This window comes from Tahibacter sp. (genome assembly GCF_035481375.1).
GTDB lineage: Bacteria > Pseudomonadota > Gammaproteobacteria > Xanthomonadales > Rhodanobacteraceae > Tahibacter.
Genome location: NZ_DATIGT010000243.1, coordinates 1 through 13,790 on the forward strand (window position 1 = coordinate 1; position 13,790 = coordinate 13,790).

The window sequence follows — 13,790 nt, forward strand, 5'->3', positions numbered from 1 at the left end:
CTATCTGCAGCAGTTCGACGACCTCACGGGCCTGCCGAACCGTCACCTGCTGCTGACGCGGCTCGGTCACGCCGTCGCGACCGCGGCGAGCCGTGGTGCGCCGCTGGCGCTGCTGATCGTCGATCTGTGCAACCTGCGCGCGACCAACGAAACCTATGGCCGCAGCGTCGGCGACGACGTGCTGCGCGAGTTCGCGCGGCGCCTCGACGCGATCGACGGCGTGTTCCTCGCGCGCGTGGTCGAAGACAAGTTCGCGCTGCTGATCTACGACGCCGCGTCGCGCGCGGCGGTCGAGCATCTGCTCGCCGAAGTCCGCTCGGTGCTGACGCGTCCGATCGAACTGCCGGCCGGCGTGTTTCCGGTCGAGGTGCGCGCAGGCAGCGCGCTGTATCCCGACGACGCCGACAGCGCGGAAAACCTGCTGCAGAACGCCGAGTCGGCGCTTGCGCACGCCAAGGGCGACGGCCTGCGCGGCGCGACGTTCTTCGATGCGGCGCGCGACGACGAATCGGCGACGCGCCGCCGGCTGAGCCAGGACCTGCGCCGCCGCGCGATCGGCGACGAACTCGAGCTCGTGTTCGACCCGCTCGTCGCCGCCGGCAGCGGCCGCGTGCACGGCATGGAGGCGCTGCTGCGCTGGCAGCATCCGCAGTTCGGCCTGCTGCGTCCGGCGAGCTTCATCCGGCTCGCCGAGGAAAACGGCACGATCCAGGCGCTCGGCGACTGGGTGCTGCATCAGGCCTGCGCGCGTGCCGTGGTCTGGCGCGGCATCGGGCAGGGCGTACCGATTTCGGTCAACGTGTCCGGCGCACAGCTGCGCGAGCGCAATCTCTACGAACGCGTGGCCGCGGCGCTCGAGGCGCACGGCCTGCCCGGATCGGCGCTCGAGCTCGAGATCACCGAAACCGCAATTGTTGACAATGTGAAATATGCCGCAGAGTCGCTGCGCAAGCTGCGCGCGCTCGGCATCGGCATCGCGATCGACGACTTCGGCACGGGCCATGCGTCGCTCGGCTATCTCAAGCAGCTGCCCGTGACCAAGCTCAAGATCGACATGAGCTTCGTGCGCGACGTGCTGACCGATCTCAGCGACGCGACGATCGTGCGCGCCATCGTCGGCCTGGGCCACAGCCTGGGCCTGCAGGTCGCCGCCGAAGGCGTGGAAACGCCGGGCCAGCGGCGCTTTCTCGAAGACATCGGCTGCGATCTGCTGCAGGGCATGCTGTTCGGCTGCGGCCTGCGCGAAGCCGATGCACTGAGCTACGCGAAGCAGAAGCAGACCGTCGCGGGCTAACGGCCTTTAACGAAGAATGACCGTAGCGCGCAATAGGCGCAGCGCATTGCGCCAACCGGCTCAGTTCTTCGGCGCGAGCCCGTGGCGCTCGCGCAGGCGATCGATCGTGCCCTCGCGCTGCAGTTCGGCGAATCCTTCGTCGCAGAGCGGCCGCGCCGCCGCCGCCGCTTCGGACTGCCGCGACCAGGCAACGTGCAGCGCCGGTTCCTCGATCGGCGGCTGCAGCATCTCGATCTTCGCGTCGCGCAGCAGCGGATCGTTCTGCAGCAGATATTCGGCGACCCAGCGGTCGACGAACACGAGATCGACGCGGCCGTGCGCGAGCTTGCGCAGGTTCACGCTGTCGTTCGCGGCTTCCTCGCGATCGAGATAGTCGGCGCGATCGAACGTGGTGTTGTTGATGTAGTCGCGCACGATGCCGATGCGATGGCGCGCGACGCTGCGCAGCGCCGCATCGAGGTCCCGGCCGGGATCGACCGCATAGGCGATCGCGTCGCCGTGCCGCTTGTACAGGCCGACCGGACCGCCCGGGAACGGCGCGGAGAACGCGAATTCCGCCTCGCGCTGCGCATTGCGGTATTCGGGCATGACGCCGGCGACATCGCCGCGCAGACCCAGCATCAGCGCGCGAGCCCAGGGCATCAGATCGAACGTCACGTCGACGCCGCGGCGTTCGCAGGCCGTGCGGATGACTTGCGCGGCATAGCCCTGACCGGTCAGCGACGCGCCGACGTAGGGCGGCCATTCCAGCGTCGCGAGCCTGACCTGCAACCGTTCCGCCGTCGCGAACGACGGCAGCGACAGCAGCAGGACGGCAAGGGCGGACGACAAACGCATGCGGCGATACTAGTGGCGTTTGCTACAAGCGCCAAGGTCAGGAAAGAGTGCAGCGGAGTGAGAAACGAGTGCTCAGCCGCTGCGCTGTCACACGTTTCTCACTCCTCTTCACGCTTTCCCGGCCTCCGCCCGCAACAGCCGCCAGCCGATGACCAGATGCGGCGGCAGCAGCAGCGCGATCCAGACCGCGTTGTCCTGCACGAACCACGGCAGCACCTTGGCCGCGAGCGCGAATACGGCGAGCGACAGCACGACCCAGGCCAGCGCGCGCGCGGTGCGACCGCTGCGCGCGGCCGGTCGCCGCGTGCGCCACAGCGCCGGCAACAGCAGGAGCAGCAGCGGATCGAGCAGCAGCAGGTTTTCGTTGTGCCAGGCCGATACGTGTTCGGTCAGCAGCCACAAGGCGGCGAGCAGCAGGCCGCCGAGCCCCATCGCGAGCGCGAATGTGCAGGCCGCCAGTGCGAACGCGAGCGCCGCGCGTGGCCGCGACGAGCGCGCGAGCAGGAGCAGCAGCAGGCTCAGTGCGGCGCTGGCGGCGGCGACCGGCGCGGCGTAGCCGATCGGATACGGTCCGTTGCGGCGCAGGAATGCGCGCTCGTCCGCGGCGAGCGCGGGTCCCGCCTTCGCGATCACGCGCGTCGCGCGCACCAGCGGCCGGGCCTTGCCGTCGTCGCCGTCGACCTGCACCAGCGACAGATGCTTCGCGAATTCGGCCGGAATGAAGCTTTCTTCCCAGAACGACAGGCGACGGTCCGCATAGGGGCCGAGGCCGAGATCCATGGGCAGCATCAGTCCCGCGATCGGCGCGAGCAGGTTGTCGGCCTGCAGCCGGTAGGTGTAGCCGCGCGAACGCGTCTCGAGGCCGCGGCGGATCGCGCCGCCGAGCACGCGGTCGAGCGCGTCGCGCACCTTGGTCGAGCAATTGGACGTGAAATACTCGTAGCGGTATTTCGCGTTTTCCGGACGCAGGTTCCATTGCAGGAATTCGCGCAGCGCGAGCCGCTGCGCCGGTGCGAGATCGAGTTCCTGTTCGAGCACGTCGCGGCCTTCGTCGCGGTAATAGGCGATGTCGCGATCGAGCGGTGCGGCCTCGATCGTGTAAGTCATGTGGCCGCGCAGGAAATTGAGAAAGAACGATTCTTCCTCGAAATCGAAAATGCCGTAATTGACGCTGACGCCTTCTCCGCTGCGCATGTCGCGGATCGCGATCGCGTTGTGGCCGAAGCGTTCCCAGTAGATTTCGCCGGGACCGAAGGTCAGCAGCGACACCTGCAGTTCGCTGCCGGGTTCGGACCCGGCGGTCTGCGCCGCGGCGATCGGCAGCAGCGCAAGCAGCAGGATGATCGTAAACAGCGGCTGCAACAGCCGCTGCAGCAGCTCAGCTCGCATGCACGCGGACGGTGAACTGGTGGACGCGGCGGTCGTCGGCCTTGCTGACGTGGAAGTCGAAGCCGCCGAAGGAGATCTCCTCGCCGGTTTCGGGCAGGTGGCCGAATTCGGCCGTGACCATGCCGCCGATCGTGTCGAATTCCTCGTCCGGGAAGGCGCTGCCGAAGCGGTCGTTGAAATCGGCGATCGGCGTCAGCGCATTGACGAGCCACCGGCCGTCGATCTCGGTCACCTGGCGCGACGCGCTGTCGTCATCGTCGTCGTCGTCGTGCTCGTCGTCGATGTCGCCGACGATCTGTTCGAGCACGTCCTCGATCGTGATGAGACCCGCCACGCCGCCGTATTCGTCGACGACGATGGCCATGTGGTTGTGCGAGAGGCGGAACTCCTTGAGCAGGATGTTGAGCTTCTTCGACGCGGGAATCAGCGCGACCGGGCGCAGCAGCAGGCGGACGTCGGCGGGCGCGCCGTCGGACAGGCAGCGCAGCAGGTCTTTCGCGAGCAGGATGCCGAGGATCTCGTCCTTTTCGTCGCCGTGGACCGGGAAGCGGGAATGTCCCGATTCGATGACGACCGCGAGATTTTCCTGGAACGGCGCGTTGGCCGGCAGGCTGACGACCTGTCCGCGGGGAACCATGACGTCGGCGACGGTGAGATCGGCGACTTCGATCGCACCTTCGACCATGGACAGCGTGTCGTTGGAGAGGAGGCCGTTGGCCTGCGCCTGGCGCAGTTCGTCGAGCAGTTCCTCGATATTGCGCGGCTCGCCCGACAGCGCCTGGCTCAGACGATCGAACCAGGAACGGTGGGCGGGCGTACTAGGGTGGTCCTCGCTCATCAGTCGCGGCAACTTGCCCATGCGGGGCGGGAGGCCGAGTGTAGCAGAGCGCCGCACCGGCGCCATGACACGCACGGCGCTCGCGGAGCGCAACAAATCAATGAGTTACGTTCCGCTCCGACGATTCCCGATTTCCACTCCCGACTCCCGCGGCCTACTGAAACCCATTCGCAAAAATGCGGTCGCTTCCCGCCGGCGGCAGATCCGTGCCCTGGAAAATGCCGAGCGGGGTGTAGCCGGAATAGCCCGGGAACGCATAGTACACATTGGGATTGCGCAGCCTGCGGATCACGGCTTCGGACATGACGCGACGGTAGTCGGTCGTCACCATGACGTCGGCGCCTTCGAACAATTGGTTCGTCGCGAGGCCGGCGAAGGTGCCGAAGGTCTGGCCGCCGTTCACCGAGCCGCCGAGCGCCATCATGATGTTGCCGTAGCCGTGGTCGGTGCCGCCGTCGTCGTTCTCGCGCACGCGCCGGCCGAATTCGCTCATGACGACGATGCTGGTCGTCGCTGCGTAGTTGGCCGCGCCGGTGCCGTTGAGGTCGGTGTAGAACGCGCCGAGGGCGCGCGAGAGTTCCTCGACCTTGTTGCCGAAGAAGTCGTAGCTGTTGACCGGGCTGCCCTGGCCGTCGTGCGTGTCCCAGCCGCCGAGGTCGACGGTCGCGACGCGCATGCCGACGTCGCGCTTGATCAGCGTCGCGAGCATCTTGAGCTGCTGCGCGAATCCGCTGCCCGAGTCGTAGACCGCGCCGTTGGCCGGCGCGTAGGCGCCGAAGTCGATCGGCTTGATCACGTTGAGCGCGTCGATGGTCTGGCGTCCGGCTTCCTCGAACGCGCCGGCCTCGCTCCAGAGGTCGGGCAGCATGCCGAAGACCCCGCGCGCCCCCGGGGGCGCAGTCGTGCGGAAGTCCGGCTCGACGTTCCAGGCCCACGAGCCCGAATCGATGCGGAAGTCCGAGCCGCTGCCCATCGTGATGGTTTCGGTGCTGCCGAGCAGGCTCGTCGCCGTGATGCTGCCGGCGCTGACCGCGGGAATCTGCACGGTGCCCGGCAGGTTCGCGGTTTCGAGCACGCGCGTGAGCCAGCCCACGCCGCCGCCCTGGCCGGCGAGGCCGACTTCCATGTTCGCCTGCGCGTCGAAATGGCTGCGCGTGACCGGTGCCGGCATGCCGGCGCCGAGCACGACGGCGAGCTTGTTGGCGGTGTAGAGATCGCGCAGCTGCGTGGCGCGCGGATGCAGCCGCCACTGGTCGCTGCTGACCGCAAGCCCGGCGCCGGTGCCCGACAGCGGCACCTTCAGCGTCGGACGCGCGGTTTCGTAGGCGCCGCGGTTGGCGTTGCTGCCGCCCGGCGAGAACAGGCTGAGCCCGTCCATGCCGCCGCGCAGATAGACCACGACGAGCGTGTCGTAGCTGTTGGCCTGGGCCGCGGCGAACGCGAGCTTGGTCGTGCCGGCCAGCGCGACGGCGCCGCCGCCGACGCCGCAGGTCTTGAGGAAATCGCGACGATCGAACATTCGGGTTCTCCTCAGCGGCGCAGGTTGTCGGGGCTGCACAGGATCAGGGCGATCGTCGAGCGCAGCCGCGACTGGGTGTAGTGGTTCTTGAGATTCGGAGTGCTGCCGCCGGCCCAGACCTCGTTGAGCGTGAGCACCTCCGTCGGCGTGGCGTTCTGGCGCAGGAAGTCGATGGCCTTGGTGTAGATCGGCTCGGGCCGGAAGCCGAGGATCAGGTCGCACCAGTAGTTGACGATGTTCGTCGCCGTGCGGCTGGCCGCCGGGATCGCCGCGTTCGTGCGTCCGAGGATGTCGATCACGTAAGGGCGCGCGCCGTCGTGGCCGACCTGCTGATGGATCTCGGTCAGGCGCACGAGCATCTTCCAGGTCATCGCGAGGCTGCCGGTGCTGGCCCAGGCCGACGCGCGGTCCGGGTAGCCGTTCGGCGCCGGCCAGTAGAACTTGCGCTGCCCGGCCTGCTGCACGCGCGAGTTGATCTCGTCCTTCGTCGACCACTCGGTGCCGTAAGTCGCGAGCGTCGGCGTGAACTCGGCCAGCGTGCCGCGCAGCGAGCCGACGAGCGCGTTGTACGGGCGCTTCACCTTCGTGCCCCAGGTGCTCTTGAATTCGCTGCTCAACAGGATCGCGCGCGTGACCTGCTTGAGCTGGTCGGGCGCCTGCCAGGTGTTCTGGAACAGCTGCGCGATGCTCGCCACGAGGCCCGGCGGCGGATCGTCGCCGATGAAGCGGCGGCAGAGCTTGCGCGCGATGAAGTTCGCCGTGCCCGGATGCGACGCGAGCAGGTCGAACAGCTTGAAGCCGTCCTGCTGGCCCTGGTCGGGCGCGAAGCGGCGGTTGAGCACGTACTTCGTGAAGCGGTCGTGCCAGTCGGCCGAATCGCGGAATACGAACGTGCCGTCGTTGTCGGCCGGGTACTGCCAGTGGCCGTTCTTGATCGTCCAGCCGGTCAGCGCGCGCGTCGATTCGTAGACGTCCTCGTCGACGTACTTCAGGCGCGCCGACTGGCCGTCGCCGATGATGCCGACCGGCAGCGACGGATCGGTCGGATCCATGACGCCGGCATAGTTCTCGGCCCCGAGCGTGTGCAGCTCGATGAGTTCGCGCGCGTAGTTCTCGTTCGGCCCGGCGACCGTGCTCGCGTAGAGATCGAGGTAGTACATCATCGTCGTCGAGCGCGCGACGGCTTCGAGCAGCGTGCGGAAGTTGCCGAACACGTTCGGCCGGATCACGTCGCGGTCGTAGTGCACGAACATCGGGCCGGCGTCGTAGTCCCAGCCGAAGGTGCTGAAGTGGTCGTGCCAGAAGTCGGTCATGACCTCGTACAGCTGGCGCTGCGAGTAGATCGCGCGGATCGTCGTCGCGCACTCGATCTCGGCGACCGGCTGCATGCGCAGGGTGTAGTTCGTCGTGACCGAGCGGTGCTGGGTCCAGAGCTGCGTGATGGTCTTGCCGAGCGTCGTGAAGCCGCCGGACGTCAGCCGCGCGTCGCAGGCCGAGTCGACGATGGTCGCCGGATCGAGCTGGCGCGTGACCCAGCTCTGCCAGCGGTCGTCGTCGGTTGCGCCGGGCAGGCCGTAGAACGCGACGAAGTCGCCCTGGTTGAAGCCGAACGTCGCTTTCTGCAACCAGCGCACCGGGCCCGGCGGCACTGCAAGATTCGGCTGCGCGGCCGCTTTGGCTGTCTGTACGGATGCCTTGCCGGGGCGGCGCATGGCGGCGGGTTCGATGACGCCGATCGCGCCGGCCAGCGACTGGATCAGCTGGCGGCGGCTCAGGACTTGGCTCGCAAATACGCTGGCCATGATGTTTCCAGGGCGGGAGATCCGCCAAAGCGTAAGCCGTGCGCAAACGAATGGCGTGAAGGTCGTCCCAGATCGACGCAGGTCGTAGACGAGCGGTAGCGGCGAACCGTCAGACGACGCGCGGTTCGGCCTCGAGCGCGACGCCGAATCGTGCGGCGACCTCGGCCTGTACGCGCTGCGCGAGCGCCCAGAGTTCGGCACCGCTCGCCGAGCCGTGATTGACGAGAACGAGCGCGTGCTGCGCGGCGATGCCCGCGTCGCCCTCGCGGCAGCCCTTGAAGCCGGCCTGTTCGATGAGCCAGGCCGCCGACAGCTTGCTGCGGCCGTCGGCGAGCGGCCATGACGGCAGCGTCGCATGTGCTTTTTTCAGCGCCGCCGCGGCCGCCGCGTCCACGACCGGATTCTTGAAGAAGCTGCCGGCGTTGCCGATCACGGCAGGGTCGGGCAGCTTGCGCCGGCGCAGGCGCGAGATGGCTTCGGCGACGAGCGGCGGCGTCGGCTCGGCCACGCCCATCGCGGCGAGTTCCTCGCGCACGCCGGCATAGTCGAGGCGCAGCGCCGGCGTACGCGGCAGGCGCAGTTCGAGCGCGGTGACGATCCAGCGCGCGGGCTCGCGCTTGAACAGCGAGTCGCGGTAGGCGAAGCCGCAGCCCGCGCGGTCCACGCGCACGAGCGCGCGCGTCTGGCGATCCCAGGCTTCGACGGCCTCGACGAATTCGCCGAGCTCCACGCCGTAGGCGCCGATGTTCTGGATCGGCGCCGCGCCGACCGTACCGGGAATCAGCGCGAGGTTTTCGAGGCCGGCCAGGCCGCGGCCGAGCGCCCAGTGCACGAGATCGTTCCAGCTCTCGCCGGCTTCGGCGCGAACGAGCGCGCGACCGTCGCGTTCCTCGAGGATCGCGATGCCGCGCGTGGACAGTGTCAGCACGGCGCCTGGCACGTCGCGCGTGAGCAGCAGGTTGCTGCCTTCGCCGAGCACGAGCAGCGGCGCGTTCGCGATCAGCGGAAATGCGAGCACTTCGGCGAGCGCGCGCGCGTCGCGCACATCGACGAGCAGCGCGGCGCGTGCGGCGACGCGCAAGGTATTGCGCCCGGCCAGCGAGGCGTCTTCGAGAATGCTGTAGCCGTTGCCGTCCAGGCGCGCGGGCGCGACAGGGAAGTCGCTCATGCGCGCGTGCCCGTGCGCAGACGCTCGACGCATTCGGCGACGAGCGCCGGTCCGCGGTAGATCAGGCCGCTGTAGATCTGCACTGCCGTCGCGCCGGCCTCGCGCTTGGCGAGCGCGCCGGCGCCGTCGAGAATCCCGCCGACGCCGACCAGCGGCACGCGCCCGCCGAGGCGCCGCGCCATGCCCGCGAGCACCGCGGTCGAGCGCGCGAACACCGGGCGGCCCGACAGACCGCCGGTTTCGTTCGCATGGCGATGACCGGCGACCGCGTCGCGCGCGATCGTCGTGTTGGTGCAGATCAGCCCGTCGATGCCGGTCGCGAGCAGCACGTCGGCGATCGCGTCGAGCTCGGTCTCGCTCAGATCCGGCGCGATCTTCAGCAGCATGGGCTTGCGCGTGCCGTGCTGCGCGGCGAGGCGTTCCTGGCGTTCGCGCAGGGTCGCGATGAAGCGCTTCAGCGTTTCCTCTTCCTGCAGGTCGCGCAGGCCCTGCGTGTTCGGCGAGGAGATGTTCACGGTCACGTAGCTCGCGCGCGCATAGACGCGCTCGAGGCAGTAGACGTAGTCGTCGACCGCGTCCTCGTTCGGCGTGTCCTTGTTCTTGCCGATGTTGATGCCGAGTACGCCGGAAAAGCGTGCGCCCTCGGCGTTCTTCACGAGCGCGTCGACGCCGGCGTTGTTGAAGCCGAGGCGGTTGATGATGGCGTCGTGCTCGGGCAGCCGGAACAGCCGCGGTTTCGGATTGCCGGCCTGCGGCCGCGGCGTGGTCGTGCCGACTTCGACGAAACCGAAGCCGAGCGCGGCCAGCGCATCCACGTGTGCCGCGTTCTTGTCGAGTCCGGCCGCAAGACCGACCGGGTTCGGCAGCGTGATGCCGCACAGATCGACCGGCAGCGGTGCCGGGCGGCTCGCGAGCAGCGGGTTGAGGCCGGTGCGGTAGGCGAGTTCCATCGACGACAGCGCGAGTTCGTGCGCCTTTTCGGCGTCGAGGCAAAACAGGAACGGGCGGGCGAGCTGGTACATGCGGACACAACGGCGGCGCGGGGCGCGCATCGTGCCACGGATGCGGCGCGGGTTCACCGTCGGAGCCCGGCTCGGCCTTGCGGACGAGGCCTGCGGCCGCTGGGCGATGTCGCGTGTATCGCCGATGAACGGTCGTTTGAACCGACGGTGCACCGGCGTGTCGATGCGTACTAGCATCCGCGACGGACGGGGGAGTCGGACCACAATGGAGCTTTCCCGTGACAACTAGAATTATTCACACTTCCCATCCTCTCGTTTTCCGTGCCGTTGCCGCCGCGGTGCTCGCGGCGCTGGCCGCGGCCGCCGCGCCGCAGGCCTCGGCGAGCGCGTTCCAGCTCAAGGAAAACAGCGTCAAGGCACTGGGCCGCGCGTTCGCGGGCTCGGGCGCCGCGCCTGGCGACGCTGCGGTCGTCGTCAACAATCCCGCCGCGATGAGCGAAGTCGACCGCGCGATCTTCCAGGCCGACGTGACCGGCGTGCAGTTCAGCACCGAATTCTCCGGTTCCGGCACCGATGCGATCGGCCGCCCGCTGACCGGCGGCGACGGCGGTGACGGCGGCGTGACCAAGCCGATTCCCGCGCTGTACTACATCACGCCGCTCAACGAAGACTGGCGCCTCGGCTTCGCCGTCAGCGCGCCGTTCGGCTTCGAGACCGACTACGACCGCGGCTGGGCCGGCCGCTACAGCGCCTACAAATCGATGTTCCAGGCGATCGACCTGACCGCGTCGACGTCATACCGCGTCAACGACCGGCTCTCGATCGGCGCGAGCGTCGTCGCCCAGCGCACGAAAGCCGAACTCTCCCAGGCCGTCGATTTCGGCGCGATCCTCGCGGCCGGCGGCGCACCCGTCGCGCCGCAGTCGCAGGACGGCTTCGCGCGCGTCGACGGCGACGACTGGGGCTGGGGCTGGGGCGTAGGCCTGCTCTGGCAGCCCACCGACGCCGACCGCATCGGCCTGAATTTCCACTCGCAGGTCGTGCACACGCTGTCGGGCACGGGGCATTTCGATGTGCCGGCCGCGGTGACCGCGGTCAATCCGGCGCTCGGCAACGCGGTGTTCGTCGACACGCCCGGAACCGCGGGCTTCACGACGCCGGCCAATGCCTCGGCGAGCTGGTGGCATACGTTCAACGACCGCTTCAGCCTCGGTGCCGACGTCGGCTACACGCGCTGGTCGACGTTCGACAAGCTCGTCGTCGACTACGCCAATCCGGCGCAGCCCGACGCGGTCGAAGCGTTCGACTGGCAGGACACGTGGTTCGGCTCGATCGGCATGGAATACCGCTTCGATCCGACCTGGGTGCTGCGCGCCGGCATCGCCGTCGACGGCTCGCCGACGCAGGTCGCGACGCGCACGCCGCGCGTTCCCGACGGCACGCGCCGCTGGGCCACGGTCGGCCTCGGCTACACGCCGAGCGACACGACGAGCATCGACTTCGGCTACGGCCACATCTTCGTCAACGATGCCGAAGTGAGTACGCGCACCGCGACCGGCAATCGCCTGGCAGGCACGTACGACAGCAGCGGCAATCTGCTCGGCGTGTCGGCGTCGTTCACGTTCTGAAGCTCACGCAGGTTGGGTTGAGCCGCAGGCGAAGCCCAACCTACGGGTCGTAGCCGTCGCGAAACAGCCGGTCCTCGGCGAGCGCATTCACCGCAAGACCTTTCGCGATGACTTCGACTTCGGCGAGCCCTGCCGCGGCGGAGCCATCGAACGTGCCGGTCGTGCCGAGGATTTCCACGCGCACGCGCCGCGCCGTCACGTCGGGAAAACCGACGTCGGTGCCGAACAGCAACAGGCTGCCGGTCGTGCGCGTGTCGAGCACCGTTCCGTTCGCATCGCGCACGGTCACGCGCGTGGAGGTGACCTGCAGGCTGCAGTTCGCTTCGTCGCCGGGGCGCGGGTTGTACAGGCGCACGCGGCGCACCGCGACGGGCACCGGAAATTCGAGTTCGACCCATTGGCCGCTGACCTGGCCCGGCGACGAGGTCCAGTACGCGCGGATGGGGCCGAGAAACACCTGGCGGTCGACGAGTCCGTCGCGGTTCGCGCCGGGCCGCGTCGAACTCGCGCGCAGCGCCGCGCCGGGCGCGAGGTTCGACCACGGCGTGTCCGCTTCGCCCGGCACCGGAATCAACGTGTGTCCCGCATGGCAGCCGCTGCATTGCGCGGCGACGCCGGCACGGTCGTGGTTCATGCCGGCGACGTGCGCGCGGCCGTCGCCGCGCGGCCAGCCCGTGCGCGGCACCGCATAGCCGGCGCCCGCGGCGCTGCGCACTTGTTCAAAAAGCGGCAGGAACGCCGGCGCGTTCGCGCTGACGCGGCCGGCCGCGGAGATCGCCTGCTCGCCGAGGAACAGCGGCCAGTCCAGCGACGGAAACGTGCCGAGCGCGGTGCGCTGGTGGTCGGCGTAGAAGCGGATGCTCGCCGCGCTGCCGACGGCCGGCGCGCTCGGGATGTCGACGTCGACGGCCGCGTTCGCGTAGACGTTGCGCGCATCGAACACGAAGGTGCCGTCGCGTGGCGCGCCGCCCGCCGGCGGCGGCAGGAACTGCGGGTACGGCGCGGTCATCGGCTGGTCGCGATAGACGTCGGGCAGAATCGGCGGCGGCGTGCGTGCCGCGAGCACGCGCGGACGCAGCTCGGCCGTTCCGGGCAGGTCGTGCAGCGGTTGCGGCGATGCGCCGACCGCGGCGATCCACAGGCCGTAGTCCTGCGTCGTATCGGCCGCGCGCGCGAACACGAGACGGCCGTCGGGCAGCACTTCCGCGTCGGTCGTATACGGCCCGGCGTAGAGCTGCGCCGCGTCGGGCGTGCCGGGTATGCGCAACGCGGGATCGCGTCGCGTCACGCCGGAATGCGCGCTCCACTGCGTCGCGCCGCGGCGGTACGCGCGGATGCCGCCGAAGCCCGCGGCGTCGGCGAGCTGATGCGACGGAAAATAGTTCGCGTACAGCGTGCCGTTCGCGGCGAAACCGCCGCCGTAGCCGAAGCCGTCGGCGTCGCTGTCGGGCTTGCCGCCGAACAGCACCAGCTCGCTGCCGTCGGGATTCACGCTGACGATCTGCCAGCCGTTGCGCGCGCCGGGCGTCGACTGCGTGGTCAGGCCGCCGTGCTGCAGCCAGCCGAGCTGCGGCTGGCCGGCGGCGACCGGAATGTCGTTCATGCCGTCGGCCGGCAGGCGTTGATTGCGCCACCAGCGGAAGTACACGATTTTCCCGCTGACCGGATCGATCAGCGGACGGTCCGCGCCGTTTCGCTCGCTCGTGATGCGATGCAGCCGCATGCCGTTCGCGTCGACGACCCAGAGGTTCGACGTGCGCGCGTCGGCATCGTGCGCGAACGCGGGCCAGCGCGTGGATGCGAACACGAGGCGACCGTCGGGCAGCCATGCCGGGTCGTAGTCGTCGTAGGGCCAGGGTGCGGCGCCGGCGCCGAACTGCGAATAGTCGGCCGCGATGTCGCTGTGCGTGACGGCGCGCAGACCGCTGCCGTCGGCACCGATTTCATAGATGCGCCAGCCGCCGGGATTCGCGCCGGGCGCGGTGTTCCAGCTGCCGGGCGCCAGTCCGGCGAACGCGATGCGCAGACCGTCCCAGCTCACGCTGGGACCGGCCATGTCGATCAGCGGCGCGTTCGGCGCGGCGCCGTCGAGCAAGGTGCGCAGCGTGCCGTCGCTGTCGCGCACGCGCAGCCGCGCGGGCGCGGCCGGACGCAGGCGCGCGTACGCGCCGACGCCGGGCAGGGCGTTGGCCGGCCAGTGCGTGTTGCCGTTCGTGGGAATCTGGCGCTCGACGAATACGAGCGCGGGAATCGACTGCGCCTGCGCGGCGCGTGTTGAAAAAAGTAAACCAGTGACAAACGCGGCAAACGCAACAACGGCGGCGCCGGAGCGCCGCCGTTGCCGCCGGCGGGG

Annotated in this window: 10 protein-coding genes; 2 read left to right on the forward strand and 8 right to left on the reverse strand. The window is 69.2% G+C overall.

Annotated features, from left to right (window positions below):
• Window positions 1–1,294, forward strand: a 1,294-nt coding sequence (locus tag VLF18_RS16150; RefSeq protein ID WP_325280658.1) for a bifunctional diguanylate cyclase/phosphodiesterase, incomplete at its 5' end; no start/stop codon positions are given.
• A gap of 60 nt (window positions 1,295–1,354) precedes the next feature.
• On the opposite strand, the gene VLF18_RS16155 is transcribed toward VLF18_RS16150, so the two are convergent.
• From VLF18_RS16155 to VLF18_RS16185, 7 genes are all read right to left on the reverse strand, one after another.
• Window positions 1,355–2,131, reverse strand: coding sequence for a substrate-binding periplasmic protein (locus VLF18_RS16155; protein ID WP_325280659.1), 777 nt, complete (start codon window positions 2,129–2,131; stop codon window positions 1,355–1,357).
• Between the two features lie 108 nt (window positions 2,132–2,239).
• Entirely contained in the window at window positions 2,240–3,520 is a 1,281-nt protein-coding gene (locus tag VLF18_RS16160) for a DUF4105 domain-containing protein (RefSeq protein WP_325280660.1), read from the reverse strand.
• A complete protein-coding gene (locus VLF18_RS16165) occupies window positions 3,510–4,358 on the reverse strand; it encodes an HlyC/CorC family transporter (RefSeq protein ID WP_325280667.1) in 849 nt (282 codons plus the stop codon). The genes VLF18_RS16160 and VLF18_RS16165 overlap by 11 nt, the downstream gene beginning before the upstream one ends.
• A 154-nt stretch (window positions 4,359–4,512) precedes the next feature.
• Window positions 4,513–5,877, reverse strand: coding sequence for a DUF1501 domain-containing protein (locus VLF18_RS16170; RefSeq protein ID WP_325280661.1), 1,365 nt, complete (start codon window positions 5,875–5,877; stop codon window positions 4,513–4,515).
• Between the two features lie 11 nt (window positions 5,878–5,888).
• Window positions 5,889–7,679, reverse strand: coding sequence for a DUF1800 domain-containing protein (locus tag VLF18_RS16175; RefSeq protein WP_325280662.1), 1,791 nt, complete (start codon window positions 7,677–7,679; stop codon window positions 5,889–5,891).
• Window positions 7,680–7,788: 109 nt separating this feature from the next.
• Entirely contained in the window at window positions 7,789–8,847 is a 1,059-nt protein-coding gene (gene murB / locus VLF18_RS16180) for a UDP-N-acetylmuramate dehydrogenase (RefSeq protein ID WP_325280663.1), read from the reverse strand.
• Window positions 8,844–9,869 carry a quinone-dependent dihydroorotate dehydrogenase gene (locus tag VLF18_RS16185; protein ID WP_325280664.1) on the reverse strand — a complete coding sequence of 342 codons (1,026 nt, stop codon included), beginning with the start codon at window positions 9,867–9,869 and terminating at the stop codon, window positions 8,844–8,846. Before VLF18_RS16185 ends, murB begins: the two co-directional genes overlap by 4 nt.
• Before the next feature lie 218 nt (window positions 9,870–10,087).
• On the opposite strand from VLF18_RS16185, the gene VLF18_RS16190 reads away from it, so the two are divergent.
• On the forward strand, window positions 10,088–11,437 hold the full coding sequence (locus tag VLF18_RS16190; RefSeq protein ID WP_325280665.1) for an OmpP1/FadL family transporter: 1,350 nt from the start codon (window positions 10,088–10,090) through the stop codon (window positions 11,435–11,437).
• A 40-nt stretch (window positions 11,438–11,477) separates the two neighbouring features.
• On the opposite strand, the gene VLF18_RS16195 is transcribed toward VLF18_RS16190, so the two are convergent.
• Window positions 11,478–13,790: TolB family protein (locus tag VLF18_RS16195; protein WP_325280666.1), on the reverse strand; the 2,313-nt coding region annotated here is incomplete at its 5' end.

Excerpts from the sequence above, each read along its gene's own strand:
- VLF18_RS16155 (WP_325280659.1), bottom strand. The coding sequence starts at position 2,131 with ATGCGTTTGTCGTCCGCCCTTGCCGTCCTGCTGCTGTCGCTGCCGTCG.
- VLF18_RS16160 (WP_325280660.1), bottom strand. The coding sequence starts at position 3,520 with ATGCGAGCTGAGCTGCTGCAGCGGCTGTTGCAGCCGCTGTTTACGATC.
- VLF18_RS16165 (WP_325280667.1), bottom strand. The coding sequence starts at position 4,358 with ATGAGCGAGGACCACCCTAGTACGCCCGCCCACCGTTCCTGGTTCGAT.
- VLF18_RS16170 (WP_325280661.1), bottom strand. The coding sequence starts at position 5,877 with ATGTTCGATCGTCGCGATTTCCTCAAGACCTGCGGCGTCGGCGGCGGC.
- VLF18_RS16175 (WP_325280662.1), bottom strand. The coding sequence starts at position 7,679 with ATGGCCAGCGTATTTGCGAGCCAAGTCCTGAGCCGCCGCCAGCTGATC.
- murB (WP_325280663.1), bottom strand. The coding sequence starts at position 8,847 with ATGAGCGACTTCCCTGTCGCGCCCGCGCGCCTGGACGGCAACGGCTAC.
- VLF18_RS16185 (WP_325280664.1), bottom strand. The coding sequence starts at position 9,869 with ATGTACCAGCTCGCCCGCCCGTTCCTGTTTTGCCTCGACGCCGAAAAG.